15 protein-coding genes are annotated in these 22195 nt (G+C 72.5%); 6 read left to right on the top strand and 9 right to left on the bottom strand.

Going from position 1 to position 22195, the window contains the following annotated elements; genetic code table 11:
- Positions 1 to 108 precede the first annotated feature (108 nt).
- Positions 109 to 744 (bottom strand): TetR/AcrR family transcriptional regulator, encoded by a 636-nt coding sequence (locus ACZ67T_RS03525; RefSeq protein WP_469981298.1) that lies wholly within the window; start codon positions 742 to 744, stop codon positions 109 to 111.
- Positions 745 to 936: 192 nt separating this feature from the next.
- On the opposite strand from ACZ67T_RS03525, the gene ACZ67T_RS03530 reads away from it, so the two are divergent.
- The gene (locus tag ACZ67T_RS03530; RefSeq protein ID WP_469981299.1) at positions 937 to 2505 is read left to right on the top strand and encodes an APC family permease; all 1569 of its coding nucleotides are present in this window, start codon (positions 937 to 939) and stop codon (positions 2503 to 2505) included.
- Between the two features lie 482 nt (positions 2506 to 2987).
- Here the strand turns inward: ACZ67T_RS03530 and ACZ67T_RS03535 are convergent, their stop codons facing one another.
- From ACZ67T_RS03535 to ACZ67T_RS03550, 4 genes are read right to left on the bottom strand one after another with little or no spacing between them, the layout of a single operon-like run.
- Positions 2988 to 5165 (bottom strand): acetate--CoA ligase family protein, encoded by a 2178-nt coding sequence (locus ACZ67T_RS03535; RefSeq protein WP_469981300.1) that lies wholly within the window; start codon positions 5163 to 5165, stop codon positions 2988 to 2990.
- Positions 5162 to 6349, bottom strand: coding sequence for a glutamate dehydrogenase (locus ACZ67T_RS03540; protein ID WP_469981301.1), 1188 nt, complete (start codon positions 6347 to 6349; stop codon positions 5162 to 5164). Before ACZ67T_RS03540 ends, ACZ67T_RS03535 begins: the two co-directional genes overlap by 4 nt.
- Positions 6346 to 7989: a 5-guanidino-2-oxopentanoate decarboxylase gene (locus ACZ67T_RS03545; protein ID WP_469981302.1), complete on the bottom strand. Its 1644-nt coding sequence runs from the start codon at positions 7987 to 7989 to the stop codon at positions 6346 to 6348. Before ACZ67T_RS03545 ends, ACZ67T_RS03540 begins: the two co-directional genes overlap by 4 nt.
- A complete protein-coding gene (locus ACZ67T_RS03550; protein ID WP_469981303.1) occupies positions 7986 to 9143 on the bottom strand; it encodes an acyl-CoA dehydrogenase family protein in 1158 nt (385 codons plus the stop codon). The genes ACZ67T_RS03545 and ACZ67T_RS03550 overlap by 4 nt, the downstream gene beginning before the upstream one ends.
- A 435-nt stretch (positions 9144 to 9578) precedes the next feature.
- Between ACZ67T_RS03550 and ACZ67T_RS03555 the strand changes: the two genes are divergently transcribed.
- The 5 genes from ACZ67T_RS03555 (at position 9579) to ACZ67T_RS03575 (ending at position 14752) form a co-directional block, all read left to right on the top strand.
- Entirely contained in the window at positions 9579 to 10796 is a 1218-nt protein-coding gene (locus ACZ67T_RS03555; RefSeq protein ID WP_469981304.1) for an MBL fold metallo-hydrolase, read from the top strand.
- A gap of 407 nt (positions 10797 to 11203) precedes the next feature.
- Entirely contained in the window at positions 11204 to 13225 is a 2022-nt protein-coding gene (locus tag ACZ67T_RS03560) for a sensor histidine kinase (protein WP_469981305.1), read from the top strand.
- Positions 13226 to 13369: 144 nt separating this feature from the next.
- On the top strand, positions 13370 to 13804 hold the full coding sequence (locus tag ACZ67T_RS03565; RefSeq protein WP_100591713.1) for a roadblock/LC7 domain-containing protein: 435 nt from the start codon (positions 13370 to 13372) through the stop codon (positions 13802 to 13804).
- A 2-nt stretch (positions 13805 to 13806) separates the two neighbouring features.
- Positions 13807 to 14178, top strand: coding sequence for a DUF742 domain-containing protein (locus tag ACZ67T_RS03570; protein WP_469981306.1), 372 nt, complete (start codon positions 13807 to 13809; stop codon positions 14176 to 14178).
- Positions 14156 to 14752 (top strand): GTP-binding protein, encoded by a 597-nt coding sequence (locus ACZ67T_RS03575; protein WP_469981307.1) that lies wholly within the window; start codon positions 14156 to 14158, stop codon positions 14750 to 14752. Before ACZ67T_RS03570 ends, ACZ67T_RS03575 begins: the two co-directional genes overlap by 23 nt.
- A 5-nt stretch (positions 14753 to 14757) precedes the next feature.
- On the opposite strand, the gene ACZ67T_RS03580 is transcribed toward ACZ67T_RS03575, so the two are convergent.
- From ACZ67T_RS03580 to ACZ67T_RS03595, 4 genes are all read right to left on the bottom strand, one after another.
- Positions 14758 to 16665: a DUF2264 domain-containing protein gene (locus tag ACZ67T_RS03580; RefSeq protein WP_469981308.1), complete on the bottom strand. Its 1908-nt coding sequence runs from the start codon at positions 16663 to 16665 to the stop codon at positions 14758 to 14760.
- A gap of 95 nt (positions 16666 to 16760) precedes the next feature.
- A complete protein-coding gene (locus ACZ67T_RS03585) occupies positions 16761 to 19196 on the bottom strand; it encodes a polysaccharide lyase 8 family protein (protein ID WP_469981309.1) in 2436 nt (811 codons plus the stop codon).
- 39 nt (positions 19197 to 19235) lie between these two features.
- The gene (locus tag ACZ67T_RS03590) at positions 19236 to 20618 is read right to left on the bottom strand and encodes a M60 family metallopeptidase (RefSeq protein ID WP_469981310.1); all 1383 of its coding nucleotides are present in this window, start codon (positions 20616 to 20618) and stop codon (positions 19236 to 19238) included.
- A 407-nt stretch (positions 20619 to 21025) separates the two neighbouring features.
- A complete protein-coding gene (locus ACZ67T_RS03595; protein ID WP_469981388.1) occupies positions 21026 to 22120 on the bottom strand; it encodes a LacI family DNA-binding transcriptional regulator in 1095 nt (364 codons plus the stop codon).
- Positions 22121 to 22195: the final 75 nt, after the last annotated feature.

The raw sequence follows: 22195 nt of genomic DNA on the forward strand, positions 1-22195 counted from the left end.
CGGGAACGGCGCACGTGATGGGGGAGCTTGCCTCTGGGGGCGGCTCCCCCGCGCCGCTTTGCCGGGTGCCACCCCGGGTTCCCCGGGGAGCCCGACGTCGCGCCGCCGTCAGCTCGACGTCGTAGCCGTCGTCGTCGCCGTCAGCTGCTCCCGCTCAAGTCCCAGCTCACGGGCCAGCGCGTCGTCCACCCACTCCTGCATGCGGGTCCGCGAAACCGTCCCCGTGTACGCGGTCATCTGCACCGCGAGCCCGTCGAGGAGCGCCGTCAGGCGCAGCGCGGCGCCCGCCGGGTCCGGGCAGCGGAACTCGCCCGCCGCCACACCTTCCGCGACGACCTCGGTGAGCGCCGCCTTCCACTGCTTGTCCAGGCCGCGGGTGACCTCCCGCAGCGCGGGCTCGCGCAGCGCCGCGGACCAGCCCTCGATCCACAGCCGCCACCCCTTGGCCTGCCCGGTCGGCGCGTACCAGCGCACGGCCGAGCGCAGCCGACGCAGCGCCGTCGTGCGCTTGCCGAGCAGCTTGCGCAGATGCGCCAGGTCACCCTCGGCGGCGTGCGCGAACGCGGCGGCGACGAGCTTTTCCTTCGTCGAGAAGTGGTACAGAACCAGCGCGTTGCTCACCCCGAGCGCCGCGGCGACGTCGGCGATGCGCACGGCTGCCACGCCCCGCGCCTCGATCTGTTCGATGGCGGCCCCCAGCAACTCTTCGCGCCGCTCGGCCACGCTCAACCGCACTCTTGCCACGCGGTAACCCTACACACGGGCACCGGCGTCGGGTGCCGGGCGGCGAACCCGGTGCGAACGCCTCGTGCACGACTCTTGACAGTGCCCAGTGGTGCCCGTCACAGTCTCGCTTACTGACTGGCCGTTCAGTCAATAGGCCGTCTCAAGAACAACTGTCACGCCCGTGCCCAGCCGTGCAGCAGGAGTTTCCCCGTGACCCAAGCGCCGCCGATCCCGCCGACCGAGCCGTCCGCCACGGACGCACCCGACCTGCCCGACCTGTCGGAGGGATGGGGTGAACAGCGCTCCAGGCTCAAGAAGGACCTGCGCAGGCTGGACGTGCTGTTCTTCCTCATCTGCACCCTGGTCGGCCTCGACACGATCGGCTCCGTGGCCGCGCAGGGTCCCCAGGGTCTGACCTGGATGGCGATCCTCGCCCTCGCGTTCTTCCTCCCCTACGGGCTGCTCGTCGCCGAACTCGGCTCGGCCTTCCCCGTGCAGGGTGGCCCCTACGTGTGGACGCGCCTGGCGTTCGGGCGGCTCGTCGCCGGTGTGAATCAACTCCTGTACTGGATCTCCAACCCCGTCTGGGTGGGCGGCAGTCTGTGCATCATCGCGCTCACCACGTGGGAGGAGTTCTTCACCCCGCTGCCGGGCCTGTGGAAGTACGCGGCCGGCCTCGTCTTCATCTGGGGTGGCGCACTGGCCGTCGTACAGTCCGTGCGGATCGGCAAGTGGGTGCCCATCGCGGGCGCCGTCGCCCGGATCGTGCTCCTCGGGTTCTTCCTGATCTCCGTGGTGGTGTTCGCCGTCCAGCACGGTGTGCACGCGCTGCCCGCGGGTGAGTTCGTCCCGACGTACGCCGGTTTCGTGGCGCTGGTCCCGGTCCTGATCTTCAACTACGTCGGCTTCGAGCTGCCCAGCTCCGCGGCCGAGGAGATGACGAACCCGCGGCGCGACATCCCCCTGTCGATCCTGCGCTCCGGCTTCGCGGCCGTCCTCCTCTACGGCGGCCCGATCCTCGGCATCCTCTTCGTGCTGCCCAGCCAGGAGATCGGCAGCCTCGGCGGCTTCATCGACGCCTGCAAGGCCGTGTTCACGGTCTACGGCGGTTCGATCGCCGCCGACGGCACGGTGACGCTCACGGGCCTCGGCTCCGTGTTCGGCGGGGTCGCCGCGGCGGGCCTGATCATCGGCCTGCTCACCTCGGGCGTCACCTGGGCCATGGGCGCCCACCGCGCGCAGGCCGTCGCCTGTGCGGACGGCGCGGGTCCGGCGTGGTTCGGCCGCATCTCCGAGAAGCACGGGACGCCGGTGCGGGTGAACCTGCTCTCCGCGGTGCTCGGCTCGATCCTCTTCGTGGTCGCGCTCAACCTCACGGGCGGCAACGGCGAGAAGTACTTCGCGGCGGGCCTCGGCCTGACGATCTGCACCACCTTCATCTCGTACGTCATCACGTTCCCCAGCCTCGCCGCGCTGCGCCGCAAGTACCCGGATACGCCCCGCCCGTACGCCGTCCCGGGCGGACGCGTGGGCGCGTGGGTCGTGAGCGCCCTCGCCACCGGGTTCGTGGCGTTCACCGTGATCGTGCTGATCTGGCCGGGCTTCGGGGTCGGCTGGTTCGGCTCGGCGGGCAGCGCGGCGGACTCACTGCCGGAGTCGTTCGCCGGCCAGCGCGCCCAGTACACACTCAGCCAGGTGGTGCCCCTGCTGCTCTTCGTCGGCATCGGGCTCGTCTTCTACGCGATGGGGGCGAGGACGCGCCGGCGCGTGGGCGAGTAGCGCGCTCGCGCGCACGGGAGGGCCTTCCCCATGGTCGGGGAAGGCCCTCCCGCGTGTTCGGATCCCTACGAACCGGGCGGGCGCTGATCGCTGTCGCCCGCTTCTCCGCCTCCTCCGAACTGCGCTCCCAGTCGGTGACGAAGCAGGAAGCCGCACGGCGCAAGACATGGAAATTCCCCCTCGTTCACGAGGGGGAGGAGGAGGTCATGGAGGCGCATCTGCCGTGCCGGCGGTCATCATCGACGGGCGCGGGGATCTCGTGTCGTGCAAGGAGGCCTTCGACGCGCCTACGGAAGGGCTGGTCGCCGAACTGAGAGGACCTGGTCCGGACCGGCCCCGACGGGCCGGTCCGGACCACCTCGGCTTCGCCGTCCCGCTGCGGCTGCGCACGAAGCGTGGTGAGCTGCGCCCCCTGGGCACGCTCACCACGCTTCGGCACTGCGGTCGACGTCGCGCTCGCCGGGCTGCAACGGGAGGCGTTCCTACCGCTCGATCAGGAGACCGCCGCCCTCCTGGTCGACGCCTTGGAGGGGCGCCGGTGAGGCGCAGTCCTGGTCGAGGACACCGTGCGCGTCCAGAGCGATCGCGCCGCCCGGGTGCACGAGCAGCGGATTGACCTCCAGTTCGGCCAGCTCGGGATGGTCGACGGCGGCCCGCGCGACCGCGCACACGGCGGCGGCAGCCGCGTCCAGATGCGCTCCGGGCGCGCCGCGCCAGCCCGTCAGCAACGGCGCATGCCGCAGCCTCAGGAGCAGGGCGCGTGCGCGTGCGGGTGTCACGGGCGCGAGAGCCAGCGCCGTGTCGGCGAGCAGTTCGGCGGTGACCCCTCCGATGCCGACCATGACGACGGGCCCGAACGCCGGGTCGCGCCGCACACCGACGATCAGTTCGTGTCCGTACGGTGGTGTGGCCATGGCCTCCACGGCGTAGCGGTCCGCGGCCGTCGCCGCCTTCATGCGCGCGAAGGCGGCCCGCAAGGCGTCGGCGTCGGCGATCGACAGCGCGACCCCGCCCGCCTCGGTCTTGTGCGCGAGCCCCATCGCCTTGAGGGCGAGCGGATACCCCGTCAGACGCTCCGCCGCCTCCACGGCTCCGTCGGCGTCGGTGACGAACTCGGCGGCGGGGAAGGCGAGTTGATAGGACGCGAGCAGCTCGCGCACGCTCTCGTAACCGCCGTCCGTCAGCCTGTACGTCGCCGGGGTCGTCGGATCCTCACCGGCGGGCGGAGGATCCGTCAGGCGGGCCGCCGAGGAGACGGCGGTCGCGGCCTGCTCGATGCGCTCGTAGACGGGCACGCCGCGCTGCCGCAGAACCGTCAGGGCCGGGGTGTCACGAGCCATCGTGTGCACCACAAGGGCGCGCCCGGACGCGACGGCGGCGTCCGCGAGCGCGTGCGCGACCTCGCACTCGCGCTCCGCCTGGGCCGGGTTGGCGGTCGCGTAGTCGCCGAAGTAGCCCGTGAGGACGACGGTGTCGGTGTCCCCCGAGTGCAGCAGGGTGCCCGCCACGCGCGCGTAGTTGCCGAGATCGGCCTCGCCCGCGCCCGCCAGGTCCACAGGGTTGCCGCACCCGGCCCCGCCCGGGAGCTGCTCCGCCACCGCCTCGCGCGTGCCGTCCGCGAGGGCGGGCACGTCGAGACCTTGGGCGGCGAACGCGTCGGCGGCGAGGGCACCTTGGCCGCCGCTGTCCCCGACCACGGCGACGCTGCGCAGCTGTCGTGGTGCACCGGCCGCCGTGCGACCCGCACTCCGGTGGCATACGTCCTGTGCCAGCAAGTACACGGCCGTGTCGACCAGTTCGCCGGCTGTGTCGAGCAGCAGGGCGCCGGCGTCACGGCACACCGCCTCCACCGTGGCGCGGGCGCTCACCAGGGCGCCGGTGTGGGACGCGGCCGCGCGCCCGGACGCGGCGCTGCGTCCCACGGTCAGCAGCAGGACGGGCTTCCCGGCGGCGTGCGCGGCCGCCAGGACCCGCGCGAGACGCCGGCCGTCGCGGAAGTCCTCGACGTACGCGGCGATCGCTCTCGTGGGGCCGTGCGCGATCAGCGACTCCAGGGCGTCCGCCGCGTCGATGTCCCGCTGGTTGCCCAGTGAGACGAACCGCGAGAAGCCTTGCCCGGCGCGGGCGAGGAGACGGCCGATCTCCAGGGCGAGGTTGCCGCTCTGGGACACGAGACCGAGGCCGCCCGCGGGGAACTCGCCCCAGCTGAGGCGCAGTTCACTTGTCGTGTCCACCACGCCCATGCAGTTCGGGCCGAGCAGTCGCGCTCCCCGGGCCGTGACGAGCTCGGCGAGCGCCCGCTCCTCCTCGGCGGTGGCGCCGCCCGACGTGATCACGGTGAAACACCGGGCGCCCGCCGCGAGCCCGTCCGTGACCACCGGCCGCACATGACGGGGCGGCACGGCGACGACGACGTGCTCGGGCGCTACGGGCAGCGACGTGAGGTCCGGCAGGAACGGTTCGCCGCCCAGGGTGCCGCCGCGGTGGTTGACGAGGTGGACGGACCGGCGGTCGCGGCCCGAGAGCGCCCCCGACGCCAGCCAGTAGCCCCACTTCTCCGGGTTGTCGGACGCCCCGACGACGGCGACCGACCGGGGGTCGAAGAGCGCGTCGAGGTCCACGCGCGCGTGCACACCGGCGTCCGGCGGGGGAGGCGTCACCTGTACCACCCGAACCGCTCCGCGATCACCGGGAGACGGTCCGCGACGATCGCGTGCGCGGCGGCACGCGGCGTGGTCCCGTCCGTCTCGGCCCGCGCCAGCATCTGGTCGATCAGCGCGCGCATGGAGCGCCGCGTGTACGCGAACGCCTCGTCCGCGTTGGCCTCGATGTCCCCGAACAGGGTCCACCACCACCAGGCGTTCGTACCGGAGTTGACGACGACGTCGGGCAGGACGGTGATGCCGCGCAGCGCGAGCAGCTCCTCCGCCTCGGGCAGCACGGGCATGTTGGCGGCCTCGACGATCCAGCGCGCCGTGATCTGCTCCTGGTTCGCCGCGTCCACCGCGTACGACACGGCGGCGGGCACGAGGACCTCGGCGTCGGCCGACAGCCAGGCGTCGCCCGGCAGTTCACGGTCACCCTCGCGCAGCGCCGAGCGGTCCACCGTCCCATAGGCGTCACGGGCGGCGAGGAGCGCCTCCACGTCCAGGCCATCGGGGTTGGCGACGGTCCCCTTCACGTCAGCGACCGCCACGATCCGCAGACCGGCGCGCGCCAGGAACCGGGCGGTCGCCCCGCCCATGGTGCCCAGGCCCTGCACGGACACCCGGGTGCCCTCGTACGGGACGCCCGCGCGGTCCAGGGCCGCGAGCACCGACTCGGCGACCCCGCAGCCGCCGACGAGCTCGTCGAGGCCGATGCCGTCGACGTCCACCGCGAAGGCGTCGGCGAGGCGCCGGCGCGCGGCCGCCTCGTCGTCGAGCAGCGGGTAGACGGCCTGGACGGACGAGACGAGCCCGGCCTCCTCGGCCGCCCTGTCGACGAGGTCCTGGGTGAGCCCCAGGTCCTCGCCGGTCGTCCAGAAGGACTCGATGTAGGGCCGCATCGCGCGCAGATAGCGCACGAGGACGCCGTACGCCTCCGGGTCCTGCGGGTCGCAGTCGATGCCGCCCTTGGCGCCGCCCAGCGGGATGTAGCGGCCCTGCGGGTTGTAGTGCAGGGCCTCCTTCATCGTCATCCCGCGCGCGAGACCGGCGACCTCGTCGAGGGTGCAGCCCTGACGCATCCGGAGCCCGCCGCTGGACACGCCGCGCACCAGCCGGTCGACGACGAGGTAGCCATGCCTGCCGGTGACGTGGTCGGTCCAGGTGAGCGACATCAGGGGGGTGGCGGGCGCGGTCATGCGGTCTCCTCGGGGACGGTGATCAGGGTGGGTCCGGGGGTGGCCAGGGCCCGGGTCAGAAGCGCGGCGAGTTCGCCGGGGGAGTGCGCGGGGGCACCCCGGCCCCCGAAGGCCCGTGCGAGGCCTGCCAGGTCCACGCGCGCGTGGTCGACGGCGGCCGGTGTGTCGCCGCGCGCGGCCATCTCGTCGCGGATCTCGCCGTAGCCACCGTTGTCGAACACGACGACGGGCAGCGGAAGGTGGAGCTGAGCGGCCGTGGCCAGCTCCTGCACGGAGAACTGGAGCCCGCCGTCCCCGCTGATCGCGACCACCTGCCGGTCCGGGCAGGCGGTCTTCGCGCCGATCGCGGCGGGGAGCGCGTAGCCGAGCGTGCCGAACCCGGTGGGGTGCAGATAGCGCCCCTCGGGGCCGATCGGGAGGTGCGGGAGCGCGCCGTAGTAGCAGCACTGGGCGCTGTCGGACGTCACCACGGCATCGGGGTCGAGGACGCTCCTGACCGCATCGAGATGCGGCACCCAACGAGCGTCACGCGCGCGTGTCTCGTCATTGCGGGAGGCGAGCACGGCGGCCGTGGTCCGCGAGGCCGCGTCCGTGGACGCCGGTCCCGGCACCTCGGCGAGCCGCTCCCTGAGGGCCTGCACCGTGGGCTGCGCGTCGCCCACCAGGGCCACGTCCGCGGGCACACCCGCGTACATCTGCGCCGGATCGACGTCCACGCGGATCAGCCGGCCGCCGAGCGCCGGCGGCGCGGACCACAGGTCCGACTCGGCGAGCTCCGTCCCGACGGCGAGCACGACGTCGCAGTCGGCCAGCCACTTCTGTACGGAGGTGCTGTGCAGGGACACGCCGAGGGCGAGCGGATGGCGTTCGTCGACGATGCCCTTGCCGTTGGCCGTGGTCGCCACCGGAGCGCCCAACTGCTCTGCCAGTGCCCGGCATTGCTCGGCCGCACGCCGTGCGCCACCGCCGAGGACCAGGCCGGGCCGCACCGCGCCGGCGAGCAGCGCGGCCGCCGCGTCGAGCGACGCGCCGTCCGCCGCACGGGGCGCCGCCAGCGGAGCGCGCCGTACCGGCCCGGCGGGCTCCGTCGCCTCCAGGAGGTCGAGCGGCACCTCGATGTGCACGGGGCGCGGCCTCTGTGTACGGAAGAGGCTGAACGCGCGTGCCACCGCCGCCCCGATCTCCTCCACCGAGGACACCCGATGGCTGAACGCCGCCACGTTCCGCAGCGCCTCCGTCTGGCTGCGCATCTCGTGCAACAGGCCCGTCGACTGGCGCGGATGGCGAAGCGGCATGCCCGGCGACACGACGAGCAGCGGCACGCTGTCCGAGTACGCCTGCCCCACCGCGGCCGCGATGTTCAGGAGAGCGGGACCCGTCGTCGTGATCGCCACCCCGGGACCCCCCGTCACGCGCGCGTAGGCGTCGGCCGCGTACCCGGCGCCCTGCTCGTGACGCGGCGCGACATGCGTGATGCCGTACGCCGCCAAGTGCCGGTAGATCTCCAGGTTGTGGGTGCCCGGGATGCCGAACGCGGTGGAGACCCCATGGGCGGCGAGCGCGCTGACGAGCGCCTCGCCGCCGGTCGACGTCCGCAGGTGCCCGGTCCCCATCGCCTCGGCCCCCGTCTCATCCTTCACAGCGACCTCGAGATGACCAGGCGCATGATGTCGGAGGTGCCTTCCTCGATCTCCTCGAGCTTGGCGTCCCGCATCCACTGCTCGACCGGGAACTCCCGTGAGTAGCCCCAGCCTCCGAGCGTCTGCACGGCCGCCCAGGTGCAGTACGCCGCGGTCTCCGACGCGGTCAGCTTGGCCATGGCCGCCTCGGCGGTCGCGTCGAGCCCGGCGTCCAGGCGCCGCGCGGCACGCCACGTCATCAGCCGGGACTGCTCGATCCGCGTCCGCATGTCCGCGAGGCGGAACGCCACGGCCTGGTGCTCGATGATCGGCTTGCCGAACTGCACGCGCGTGCGCGCGTAGTCACGGGCGTACTCGTACGCGGCCCGCGCCACACCCGTGGCGGCCGCGCCCAGAACGGCGCGCGAGATGTCGAACGTCCGCATGAGGCCGGCGAATCCCTGCCCCTCGTCGCCGAGACGGTCGGCGTCGGGCACGAACACGTCGGAGAAGAACATCTCGCGGCACACGATCGCGCGCTGGCCCATCTTGCGCATCGGCTCACCGAACGTGAGCCCCTCGGCGCCCTTGCGCAGCAGGAACGCCGTGACACCGCGCGAGCGCTGCGCCGGGTCGGTCTTGGCGAACACGACGTACTGCTCGGCCTCGCCCGCGTTCGAGATCCAGGCCTTCTGGCCGTTCAGGAGGTAGCCGCCCGCCGTGCGCGTCGCGGTCGTCACGATCGACGCGGCGTCGGACCCGGAGCCCGGCTCGGTCGTCGCCAGCGAGGTCATCGGGGTGTCGGCACCGGCCAGCGGCGTCAGCCACGCGCGCTTCTGCTCCTCGGTGCCGAGCTCCATGACGGGGTCGGCGAAGAAGCCGTTCGAGCAGAGGAGGTTGCCGATCCCCAGGTCGCCCACGCACAGCTCTTCCTGGACGAGGACCTGTGTGAACACGTCGGTGAACCCGCCGCCCCCGTACTCCTCGGGCAGCATGAATCCGGTGATGCCGACCTTCGCGGCCGCGCGCCACAGATCCCAGGGCGTCTCCACGTCCGCCTCGTCCACGGCGCGCCCGCGCGGCCGGATCTCCTCACGCGCGAACGTCCTAGTGAGGTCCACGATGTCCCGCTGCTCCGGGGTGAGGGGGACCAGCTCGATGGGGAGCTCTGACACGGTGCCTCCAGAAACTGACGGATACCGACGAGGGGATCACCGACCGGCGCGGATCGCTGCCCCGATTACTGAATCGCCAGTCAGTATCTGAGGCGGCGAAGACCGGTGTCAACGCAACGGCTACTGAATGATGAATCAGTTTTCCGACGCGGCTTTCATGCGTGACTCCGCGGCACGGCTTTCCGGCGCGGGGCGGCGAGACGCCCGGCTCGCCGCACCGGGAGGTGCGAGCGGAGTGCGGGCGAGGTGCGGGCGAGTGACCTGCCGTAACGCCCAGTGATGCGGTGCGACGGGTTCTGCGACACGTTGGCGACAGGTTCGGGGCGTGGCTTGGAATTCCTTGTGTGTCCGGGTCCCGGATCGGGCACTGTCAGCGGGGCCGCTCATAATGGAATCCCTGATCGGGAATCCCCGATCGACCCACCGGGAGGCGCTGTGTCACGTTCCCTGAGCTCCGGGCTCCGCCCGCTGCGGCCTGCCGCTTTCGGCGCGGACCCGGCGGGAGAGCGACTCGAGCGGATCCGGAGGTCACCGAACTTCGCGGACGGCAGCTTCCAGAACCCGGTCGGCGCACGCACCAGGCCCGCAGGTTCCATGATCGAGTTCGCGAAGGTCTTCTTCGCCAAGGAGGGGCGCGTCCGCCGGGCGCCCACGGGCACCGTCCCCGTGCACTCCACGACGCTCGCCGACCTGGCGAAGCCCCCGGCGAGCGGCCTGCGGCTCACCTGGATGGGACACTCCAGCGTCCTGGCGGAGATCGACGGCAGCCGCGTGCTCTTCGACCCCGTCTGGGGCGAGCGCTGCTCACCGTTCAGCTTCGCGGGCCCCAAGCGACTGCACCCCGTGCCCCTGCCGCTCGCCGCGCTCGGCCCGGTGGACGTCGTGGTGATCTCCCATGACCACTACGACCACCTCGACCTGCCCACGATCCGGGCGCTGGCCGACACGGACACGGTGTTCGCGGTGCCGCTCGGCGTCGGCGCGCACCTGGAGCGCTGGGGCGTCCCCGCGGACCGCCTGAGGGAACTCGACTGGAACGAGCAGACGAAGGTGGGAGGGCTGACGCTGACGGCCACGCCCGCGCGCCACTTCTGTGGCCGGGGACTGCGCAACGAGCAGCACACCCTGTGGGCGTCCTGGGCCGTCGCCGGTCCAGAGCACCGCGTCTACCACAGCGGTGACACCGGCTATTTCCCCGGCTTCAAGGACATCGGCGCGGAGCACGGGCCGTTCGACGCGACGATGATCCAGATCGGCGCGTACAGCGACTTCTGGCCCGACATCCACATGCGCCCCGAGGAGGGTATGCGCGCCCACCTCGACCTCCAGGGCGGGCCCGGCGGCGGGCCGCTGCTGCCGATCCACTGGGGCACGTTCAATCTGGCGCCGCATCCGTGGGCCGAGCCCGGTGAGGGCACGTTTGCGGCGGGGCGGCGCGCCGGTGCCAAGGTCGCGCTCCCGTGCCCGGGTGAGCCCTTCGAGCCCACGGCCGAGACGCTGCCAGCGCAGCCTTGGTGGCGCGGCATCGCCACGCAGCCGGCGGAAGGATGGCCCGAGGCGGAGCCGGCGGACCGGTCGGACGCCGGCGCGACGCCGAGTGGCCCAGGTGCCGGGGCCGGCTCCGGCGAGCAGGAGGCCGTGCCGGCGGTCTGAGCAGGTCAATGAGGTCCGGGCTTTCAGGTGAGCGTCCTGCGAGAGCCCGGACCTCCGCGCGTGCGATTCCGGATCTCCGCGAGCTGTCGTGGCTTGACTCCCCGAACGAACATCCGGTGTGCCGCGCGCCGTAATAGGACGTATTTGCGGTTGAGGGAACGCCTGTACTCATGACCGCTCGGGCGGCCGGCCCTGTTATCGGTCTGTCGTACGAGTCCTCATACCAGAGCGGGATCTGGGCCGCCGGACTTTGGCAACTGCCCACCGCATGTGAGCCGTCCCCGACTACCGTGTGTGCTCGCTGAGCGACGCAGCGGCGGCATTCCCACCCGCTCCCGGCCGGGAGCGCGATGCCGTCTGCCCGCCTCGCGCCGACCCGCAGGAGCCCCCACGTACGAGGACGCCGAATGTCTCACCTTCGCCCGCCGGCCCCCCGCGCAGACCGCCGAGAGGGCGGTCGGCACGGCAGGCCGGGCGGCCGGTCCGTCCCCCCGCAGCCCGAGACCCACATACGGCCCCAGCTTCTGCGCCTCGCCGTACTGCCCCCGCTCGCCGTCGCCCTGAGCGCCAGCGCGGCCGTCCTCTTCACCGTCCGCTCCACGGGCGCCCGCCCGGGGCTCGCCCTCTGGGCCGTCCTCGCCGGAGCGTGCCTCGTCACCCTGGCCGGCATCGTGATCGCCGCGGTGGCCGCCAGCCGCGCCGCCAGGACCGTACGCGAACGGGTCGGTGTCCTGCGCCGTGCGAGCGCGCGCGGGCAGGGTGAACTGCGCGGTCTCGTAGAGCAGTTGCGCAAGGGGGAGGGGCCTCCGCCTCGCAGGCAGCCCCTCGCGGCCGCCCCGGACGCCGACGAGTTCGACGCGCTGGCCGCGGACATCTCACGTGCCCAGGACGTGGCCGTCACCGCCGTCGTCCAGGCCTCCCAGCTCTCCAGCCACGCGGGCAGCGAACAGAAGGTCGAGGTCTTCGTCAATCTGGCCCGGCGTCTGCAGTCCCTCGTGCACCGCGAGATCTCGATCCTCGACGAACTCGAGAACGACGTCGAGGACCCCGACCTGCTCAAGGGCCTGTTCCACGTCGACCACCTCGCCACCCGGATCCGCAGGCACGCCGAGAACCTGGCCGTGCTCGGCGGCGCCGTGTCCCGCCGCCAGTGGAGCCGCCCGGTCTCCATGACCGAGGTCATGCGGTCGGCCATAGCGGAGGTCGAGCAGTACGCACGCGTCAAGCTCGTCCCGCCGGTCGACGGCACCCTGCGCGGGCACGCCGTCTCCGACTGCATCCACCTGCTCGCCGAACTCGTCGAGAACGCCACCGTGTTCTCGGCCCCGCACACCCAAGTCCTGCTGCGCGCCAACACCGTCACGTCCGGTCTCGCCATCGAGGTCGAGGACCGCGGCCTCGGCATGCCCGTCACCGAGCAGAACAAGATGAACACGCTGCTCGCCGACCCGGACCAGGTCAACGTCGCGAGCCTCCTCCAGGACGGGCGCATCGGTCTCTTCGTCGTCTCGCAGCTCGCCCGCCGGCACGGCATCACGGTCCGGCTCCAGAGCAATATCTACGGTGGTGTGCAGGCGGTCCTCGTCGTGCCGCAGAGCCTGCTCGGCGGCGACGAGAACGAGCCCGCGCCGAGGCCACGGAGTGCCTCGGACGCGACGGACGACAGCGCGCAGACCATGCACCAGCGGCACCAGGCGCATGAACGGCGACTCTCGCAACACCAGGGCCAGCAGGGGCGGCAGCACCAGCTCGAACAGCCGCCCCAGCCCCAACCCCAAACCCATGGCCCGCAACCCCAACCCCACCGCCCGCAACCGCAGCACCAGGTCCACCGTCCCCCTCAGCCCGACCCCCAGCCGTACGAGGCACCGCAGCAACCCCCTCCGCCCCGCGAGACCCCGCACGCAGGTGTGGCCGTCGTCCCGCGGCAGCCTCAGGGCGGCGCCTCCGACCGAGGGCATCCCGGCGCGAACGGGATCGCGCCGCCGCTCCCGCTGCGTACCGCCAGGGACGAGCGACGCACACCCGCCGACGCGCTGCCCGGCATCCGGGCCGAGGACCGGCAGGCCGCCGGGGAGCACACGCCCGTCCCGCCGACCCCGGTCAACGGCGCCGTGCGCGGCACCATGGGGCGGCCCCAACTCCCCAGGCGGCGTGTCCAGGAACACCTCGCGCCGCAGCTGAGGGGCGGACCGGCGCAGCGGCAGGAGCGTCCCGAGAACGAGACGCCCGTACTGCACGACCCGGGTCTGATGGCGGCGTTCCAGCGAGGCATCGGGCTCGCGGAGGCGGCCGAGGCGCGGGATCTGACCCTCGGCGTGCGCGACCTGCCCCACGCCGGTCCCGAGCCGTCCGGCGGGCCCGCCACCGGGTCACTCGCCGCCTACGAACCGGACTCACGGCACGACGGGAGCGACACCGCCGGATGACGTTCGCCCGCCGCCTGAGCACCGGCCGCCTGAGATCCCGTCCCCTGAGCGCCGGCCCGCTCTGCACCCGCCACATGCCGCCACCGGTCCCGCACCACCCACAGTCAACGCACCCCCAGCAGTCCACCAAGGAGTCGATCCCCCATGGCGAGCGATGTGCCGACGGGTCATGTGTCCGATCTCGACTGGCTGATGAGCGGCCTCGTCCAGCGTGTGCCGCACACCCGCAGCGCCGTCCTCCTCTCGTCCGACGGGCTGGTCAAGTCCGTCCACGGCCTCGACGCCGACAGCGCCGACCACATGGCGGCCCTGGCGTCGGGGCTCTACTCACTCGGCCGTAGCGCCGGCGTCCGTTTCGGGGACGGGGGTGAGGTCCGGCAGGTCGTCGTCGAGCTGGACTCCACCTTGCTGTTCGTCTCGACGGCGGGCTCCGGCACGTGCCTCGCGGTGCTCGCCGGGCGTGAGGCCGACGCGGCGGTACTCGGCTACGAGATGGCCATGCTGGTCAAGAGCGTGCGCCCGTACCTGATGACCGCGCCCCGTCAGCACGCGGCCGAACCCACGGCGATGAGGAACTGAGCATGACGGCCCCGCAGGACGGGCCGTGGCTCGACGACGCGGCCGGCCGCCTCGTCCGCCCGTACACGGTGAGCAACGGGCGGACGCAGCCGACCACTTCGCTGGATCTCCTGTCGCTGGTGATGGCGACCGGGGCCACCCCTCTCGGCTACCTGGGGCCCGAACACGGTGAGGCGCTCAATCTGTGTGCCCACCCCACATCGGTCGCGGAGATCGCGGCCCATCTGAAACTCCCCGCCGCCGTCACGAAGGTCCTGCTGTCCGACCTCGTCGACTGCGGGGCGATCACCACCAAGCCCCCCACGTTCCACGACAACCCCACTGACCGGTCCCTACTGGAGGCAGTGCTCGATGGACTACGACGACAGCTCTGACGCCTTCCCCACCGCGCTGAAGATCCTGGTCGCGGGTGGCTTCGGTGTCGGCAAGACGACCTTCGTCGGCGCGGTCAGCGAGATCGCCCCGCTGAGCACGGAGGAGCTGCTCACCACGGTCAGCGCCGAGACCGACGACCTCGAGGGCATCGAGAACAAGGTCGAGACGACGGTCGCGATGGACTTCGGGCGGATCACCCTGGACCCGCAGCACGTGCTGTATCTGTTCGGCACGCCCGGGCAGGAGCGCTTCTGGTTCATGTGGGACGAGCTCTCCGAGGGGGCGCTCGGCGCGGTGATCCTCGCGGACACCCGCCGTCTCGAGGACTGCTTCGCCGCCGTCGACTTCTTCGAGGAGCGCGGCATGGGCTTCATCGTGGCCGTCAACGAGTTCGACGGCGCCTACCGTTACGACCCCGACGAGGTGCGGGCGGCGATCGACCTCGACCCGCAGGTGCCCGTCGTGCGGTGCGACGCGCGGATCTCCAGCTCGGGCATCCAGACCCTCCTCACCCTCGTCAGGCACCTCCTGGCCCACGCCCCCGCCCAGCCGACGTACGGGGCCCACACATGACGGCGTCAGACGGTGACCGTCCCGCCGTCGGGGAACGTGATCCGCACCTGCCCGCAGTCCCCGGGGTCCGCCACGCATGAGATCGACTCGCGCAGGGCCTGCGGGTGCACGACGTCGCGCGTCAGGACAGCGAGCGTGACGTGCACGCTGGATCCCCCGGGGTGGCCGGCCGAGCGGAGGTACGGCGTCGCCGAGTGCGGGCCGTAGGCGTTGGCCTCGACCTCGCGTGCGATGCCGGACTCCTCGTCCCAGCCGTGCAGCGCCACCACCGCGCTCGTCACCCCGGACTCCGTGCGCGCCAGCGACCAGCCCGGGCCCCGCTCGGCGTGGACACTGGTCTCGTCGGCGACCGCGTAGCCGCCCTCGCGCACCGTCACGCCCGCGGGAGCCTGCACCCGGTGCACGCGGATCTCCCACGGCCCGTGCAGCACGGTCGTCGACTCGATCGGGAACTCCTGGTCGTATCCCGGCAGTTGGGCGTCGTGGCGGGACGAGGCGACGCGCCCCTCGCAGGAGATCGGGTGGATCCGGCGGCGGCGCGACGGGGTGCCGTCCGGCGCGAGGAGCGCCACGTGGTTGTCGACGGTCCGCTGCCAGGCGTGCGGGGCCGCCTCGGGCGCCGTCGCCGTGGAGTAGGCGAGCTTCGCGTAGTGCGGATCGTCCGTGGCGGGACCGTCGAGGGGGTTGTGATCGCTGCCGTGGTTGATCAGTCGCACGATCCCGTCGTGGGGGGTGCCGTGCAGGAGCCAGCCCGGCGCGGGCAGCGCCGTGTACTGCTCGGACTTCTCGACGGGCAGCTGCGCCTCGCGCTCGGTCCACACCGGATGGTCGGCGGGCAGCAGCAGTCCGAGGAACCCCTTGCTCGCCCAGTACGGCGAAGCGGGGCCCGAGTACGCCTGCGTCGTCGGCAGGAACGTCCCGTACCAGCCGAGCGGCAGCAGGCCGCGCTCGTCGGGGACGCCGCGCTCCACGAAGTGCCGCGCCGTGCCCGACGCGAGGCGCCGCGTGAGCCCCGGCTCCAGCGGGGTGCAGTCCGCGAGCGCGCCCATCCACACGGGTGCGGTGGCGGCGAACCGGTATGTCAGTGAGCGGCCCTGGTGCACGGGCGCGCCGTCCCCGCCGAAGAAGTGCGGGTAGGTGGTGAGGAACTGCGACAGGCGCTCCCGGTATACCTTCGCGCGGCCGCCGTCGCCGTCCGGGCCCGCCATCCGTGCCCACAGGAGCGGGTACAGATGCATGGCCCAGCCGATGTAGTAGTCGAAGTTGCGGCCGTCGCCGTCGGTGTACCAGCCGTCGCCGACGTACCAGTCCTCGATGCGGTCGAGGCCGCCGTCGATGTCGTCCTGGCTGTACGGCGCCCCGACCGAGGCCAGGAACTGCTCCGAAACCACCTGGAACAGACGCCAGTTGTTGTCCCACGTGCGGCCGCCGACGAAGCCGGAGAACCAGTCCACGATCCGCTCCTGCACCCGGGAGTCCAGCTTGTCCCAGATCCAGGGGCGGGTCTCGTGCAGCCCGATCGCGATGGACGCCGCCTCCACCATCTGCTGTGAGCAGTCGGTGAGTTCTGGCCAGGCCTCGCCGTCGAGGCCCGTGCCGCGCCCGCGGTCCGTGCCGGTTGTCAGACCCTCCGCGTAGCGCTCCACGAGTCGGGGATCCACGTCCCCGCCCGCGCCCGCTATGCGGAAGCAGGCCAGCAGGAATGACCGCGCGAACCCCTCGAGCCCGTCCGACACGACCCCCGACCAGCTGGCCCGCCCCGGCAGCCGGTACTGCGCGAACCCAGGGGTCGCGTACGGGACGAGCGCCTCCAACTGCCGGTCGGCGAGAGCCTCCCAGTGGCTGCGCGTCCAGCCCGTGAGCGGGGACAGGACACGGTCGGTGGGCGGCAGCGAGAGGTGCGGTGCGGGCATGGGGGCGTGTCGCTCCTTGATCGGAAGTGGCGGGCCGGGGTGACCCTATGCGCGCTGGGGACGCACGTCGACGGTCGGAACCGTCGGACAGGTGCTCATGCCAGCTCGGCCGTGTGGCTGTGTCCGCGTGAACCCGCGACATCGACCGTGAGAACGGGGCGGCGCCCCGGTGTGAGCGTGATCGTGTCGTCGGCGCGCGTCACCTTGCGTACGGGGAAGGGGAGTTCGACCGAGAGCGTCGTCCCGGTGCGGCCGGGGTCGGCCACGGCGACCGCGATGCCGTCGCCGTGCCGCCGCACCAGGACGGTGGCCGGACCGGACGAGGTGAGTCCGGCGGCGCTCCCGGGCCCCCAGAAGTGCGCGGCGACGAGCCCGAGACGGCGCGCTTCGACGGCCTGCACCGTGGCGTCGTTCGCCACGATCCGCACGGGCCGCGAGTGCGCCCACGCCCCGGTCGCCACGGCGCTCGCACCCGGCAGGAGCACATAGGCGTACGAGGAGTCGGTGGGGGAGGAACCGTGGTCGAACCACAGGGTGACGTAGCGACGCGTGACCGGGTCGGTGCCGCCGCCGGTGTCCGCACCGGAGTTGAGGGCGCCCCACGTGCCGGTGCGTTCCTCGCGCAGCGCGCGCAGCGGGACGCCATCCGGTGCGCTTCCCGGATGGTCGGGAAAGACGTAGCCGCCGGTGCCCTCCAGATGCGCCCACTCGGCGCCGGACAGCGAGGCGGACCAGCCCTGCTCGCCGGGCTGCCGCCGCCCGTCCACCAGGAGGCGCTGCGCCCCGCCGGCACGGAGATTGCGGTTCTCGACGACGGTCTCGATGGTGCGTCCGTCGCTCGCGGTGATGCCCGCCCCGAGCGCGACGACCGCGTTGTCCAGGCAGAACCACGCCTTCCGCGCCTTCAACGTGCTGCCGTCGGCGATGAGTTCCATCGCTGCCGCGCCGTACTGGTCCTGGAGGACGGCGCCGCCCGCCACCGCGTTCTTCGGGCGGTACGTGCCGGTGCCGGCGCCCGTGCCGAGGTCCGCACGCGCGCGCGTGTCCACGGTCGTGCCCGGCAGCCGGTACGGGTCGACGGTCGGCCAGAACCCGTCGCCGAACTGGCCGAGGTCGTCACCGTCGTACAGGTACGTCATGCCGTCGCCGGTGTACCAGCCGTGCAGGTTCTCGCCGTTGCCCGCCTCGTACGCCGCGATGCGCTTCGAGGAGAGCGACAGGGCGAGCGCCCAGCCGGGGCGCCGGTGCACCACGCGGTCCATGTCGGCGAACGAGAAATGACCCGTGAGACGCTCCGCTGCCGGGACCGCCCCGTCGTCGAGGACAGCCTTCGCGCGCGCCAGAGCCGGGATGCCGACGAGACCCGCGTACGGATTGGCCTTGTTGCGGCTGATCCACCCCTTGGCGAGAGAGCGCCAGCGCTCGGCGTACGGGGCCGGGGCGCCCGCGGCGAGCTGGAGGATGTAAGTGAGCGTCACGGCACCGTCGTTGTAGTCGCGGGCCCGCTCGCGCGAGATCGCCCGCCCGCGCAGCGCGTCCATCATCAGCCCGTCGAACATGACGGGCGAGAAGGACCGCTCCACCGCCTCGTACAGCACCGACACCTTCGGGTCGTTCACGGCCCAGTCCGACCCGGCGAGCAGCGCGATCAGCTGCCCCGCGCTGCCGAGCAGCACACTGCCGTACGTCCCTGTGTAGGCGACGCTGTCGTGCTGGACGAACGAACCGTCCTCGTAGAAGCCGTCGCCCGACGTGACGTAGGTGAACAGGCTGCGACGCCCGTTGTCCCGCACGTCCGAAAGGCCGTCGCGGGCCAGCGCCACCGTGGCCGCGTCCCGGGCGAGCAGCCCGCGCAGGGCCACGATGACGGCCTTGTCGGCGCGGTTCGCGCCCGTCTCGGAGAGGGAGGGCGAGTTGGTGCGCCGGTCCGGGTTCGGGCAGAACTTCGCGACGGTCGCGACGTGTCCGGCCAGGTCCGCAGCCGGCAGCTTCGACCGCAGGAGTACGCAGGTGTCCATCAGCGCCCGGGGCGCGCCGATCTCCCAGAACCACCAGTTGCCGGACTCGGCGCGGGCCGGGTTGTAGCCGGTGCCGCCCAGGAAGCCCAGCGCCGCGACGAGTGTGTCGGCGACCTCCGCGCTGCCGGTCAGCGAGGTGCCGGGGGTGGCCCAGGCGGTGGCGATGGTGCGCAGGCGCGGGTAGCTCTGGCCGAACATGCCGGGGTCCGAGGCCGGCGAGAGGTCGGCCCACAGCGCTTTCCTGCCCGCGCTCCGGTCGAGGTCCTTCCACCAGGCGGACGCCTGCGTGTCGAGGGCCTTGACGGCGGCGGTGAAGTCCGGATCGGCGGTGTCGAAGGCGCCGCCGGTGAGCTGCTCCTCGGCGCGCGCCAGCAGTACGTCGAAGGCGTCGGCGGCAGGGGCGTCCCCCGCTTGCACGGCGTCCGCCGCCGTCGCGACGCCCGCTGTCAGGGGGAGCGCCGCCGCGGCGGACGCGCCCGCGAGGGTCAGGGTCTGTCTGCGAGTGAGGTCCATGTTCGGTGGGTCCCCTCCGGGTCGGTCACGTCAGTCGGGTCAGTCGGTCAGCGTGGCCGGTTCGACCGCCGGCTTCGGCAGCTGGAGCGCGGCGATCTCGGCCAGTCCGGTGGTGTCGATGGGGAAGGCCCAGTCGCGGACGAAGAAGTCCGTGAGGTCGCGGCCGGAGACACGGCTGGCGTAGGTCGACAGGGCGCGGTACCGCTTGGCGGTCTCGGTGTAGTCGGACTGCGGGTTCTCCTCGCGCACGAGCCGGTGCAGCCGCGGCCAGAAGTCGTCACCGAAGGCCAGCTCCAGCTGTCGCAGCGGCACGAGCTTCTCGTAGGCCCCGAAGGACTTCTCGTACGTCAGACCGTCCGTGCCGAACTTCGCGCGTGCGGACTGGAAGGGGTTGAGGCCCGTCTTCGGGTCGACGGTCAGCAGATTGGACGGCTGGCCGAGGGCCCGCTGCACCGCGAGCGAGTAGATGTTGACGGTGACCTCGGTCAGGCCCGTCGGCTTGTACGCCATCTGCTGATGCAGGTGCCCGAGTTCGTGGTAGAGACCCCAGCCCCGGGTGCGCAGTCCGTCGACGGTGGTGGCGCGGTCGAGATAGGCGCGCGGGAAGCCGTTGTAGCCGTGCGTGGCGTAGGCACCGACGCCGGACGGGACCACCGACACCTCGGTGAAGTGGTAGCCGCCCGCCTTCGGCCGGTGCACCGGCTTCGATCCGTCGAGCCCGCTGATCCGCGACTCGGCCTCGATGATCTCCTCGACGAGCCGGAGCAGCGCCGCGTGGTCCTGGTCGCGGTACGCGAGCGCGCCGTCGCGCGTCAGCGTCATGATCGTGCGCGGCGCGTGCAGCTCGACCACCGGTACGTCCGTGAAGGTGTCCAACTGCCGCTGGTAGTCGGCCTCGGAGGTGTGGCCGAGCGTGAAGACCGGCATCGCGGTGGCGCCCGCCTTGAACCTCACGGCGGCGCGCTCGCCGTCGCCTTCGAGGGAGAAGTAGACGGGACCGCCGTGCGGGTCGGTGACGGTGTTGGCGCCGGGCTTCAGCGCGTAGCTGCGCGGCTCCGTCACCGTGCCGTAGTAGTCCCACTGCCCGATCCAGAGCGTGGGTACGAGGCCGTCGTAGGGCAGCACGTCGAAGCGCAGCGCGGTCCCGGCCGGGACGTACTGCCCGGTCGGCTGGAACTCGGTGGCGCGCAGGGCCTGTCCGAGGCGGAGGCGCTCCGACTCGGCGGAGGGGCGCGCGATGAGCGGGACGGTGACACCGCCCGTGGCGTCGGCACGTGCGGTGCCGGTGCCGAGGAGCGTGGCGGCTCCCGCGCCGGCCAGGGTGGCGAGCACCGCACGACGGGAGAAGCCCGAGGTGGCGGGGGCGTCGGCGGGGAGAGCGGCGTCGGCCGAGGCGGCGGAGGGCATACGGGCAGAGCGCATCCAGAGACTCCCATGGGGATCAACGGCATCGGAGTGATGTGCGGGCTGCGCGCCAGCATGTAAGCGTTTGCTATCCCGCCGCAAGAGGGCCCGGCAAGTTTCTGTCTGTTACTACGGCCTGAGAGAGGAAACCGGTGAACAGAGCCGGTCGGAAAGGCGTTGAACGGTCCGGGGGCGGCATTTTGTGAGCCGGGGTGCCGTGTGCCGGTGTGGCGTGAGCCAGGCCGGAGCTTCGTGTGTCGGAGTGCTGGGTATCGGGGTGCCGTGTGCCGGGCCGGAGTGTCGTGAGTCGGGGCGCCGCGAACCGGGAGGCCGTGGGGCGGGGCGTCGCAAACCGGAGCGTCGTGAGCCGGGTCGCCGCAGACCGAGACACCGTCAGCCCGAGCGCAGCTCACCCCCGGCCCAGCTCACCCCCGGCGTCGTCGCACCCCGCGCGGCGCCGTCACGGAGTCCCGGACCACCAGATGCGTGCCGAGGCGCAGGGTGCCCGTCGTCGGGGCTCGCCAGTCGTCCTCGTCGCCGCCCGCGAGGGCGACGCGGACGGCCTGGCGGCCCATCTCCTCGAGCGGGATGTGCACGGTGGTGAGGCGTGGCCGCAGCTCCTGCGCCACGGGTACGTCGTCGTAGCCGACCAGGGAGACGTCCTGCGGCACCCGCAGCCCGGCCTCCTCCAGGGCCTGGGCCGCGCCCGCCGCCACGATGTCGTTGGCCGCGAAGACGGCGGTGAACTCCGGCCCGTCGCACAGCAGTTCAGTCATCCGGCGGTGGCCGAACTGGCGGCTGAACGCACCGGGCTGCACGAGCGCCGGATCGCGCGGCAGCCCGCGCTGCTCCAGGGCGCGACGGTGCCCGGCGATCCGTTCCTTGGTGGTGGAGAGCCCCGGCGGCCCGCCCAGATACAGGATCCGCTCGTGGCCCTCGGTCAGGAGGTGGTCGGTGATCGCGAAGGCGCCGCCCTCGTTGTCGTACTCCACCCCGACCGTGGGTGCGTCCTTGCCGAGCGAGGGCCGGCCGCACAGCACGAGCTTCGACCCGCCGGCGTCCAGTTCGCGGGCGCGGCGGGCGAGTTCGGTGCGGTAGCCCCGGTCGGCGACGCTGCCACCGACGAGGATGACCGCGTCGGCGCGGCGCTCGTGCATCAGCTCGATGAAAGCCAGCTCGCGCTGCGGGTCGCCCTGGGTGCTGCAGACCAGGCAGAGCCGGCCGCCGGCCGTCGCCTCGCGTTCCACTCCGCGCGCGATGTACGCGTAGAAGGGGTCGACCACATCGCTGATGATGATCCCGACCGTGCGTCCCGAGACACCGGCCAGGGCGCGGGCATGGGCGTTGACCACATAACCCAGCTCGCGCATGGCGTCCTCGACGCGGTCGCGGGTGGCGGCCGCGACGGGGTAGTTGCGGTTCATCACACGGGACACGGTCGCGGTCGACACGCCCGCGAGCCGTGCCACGTCCACGACGGTCGCGCGCCGTCCGTTCGCCGTCGAGCCCTGCCGGGGCATCCGGACCTCCCCCTGGTCTTCGTGGTTGTCCTGGTCTTCCTGACCGTCCTGGTCACCGGTCTGCGCGGCGGATCC

Source organism: Streptomyces sp. NPDC107517, assembly GCF_055582645.1.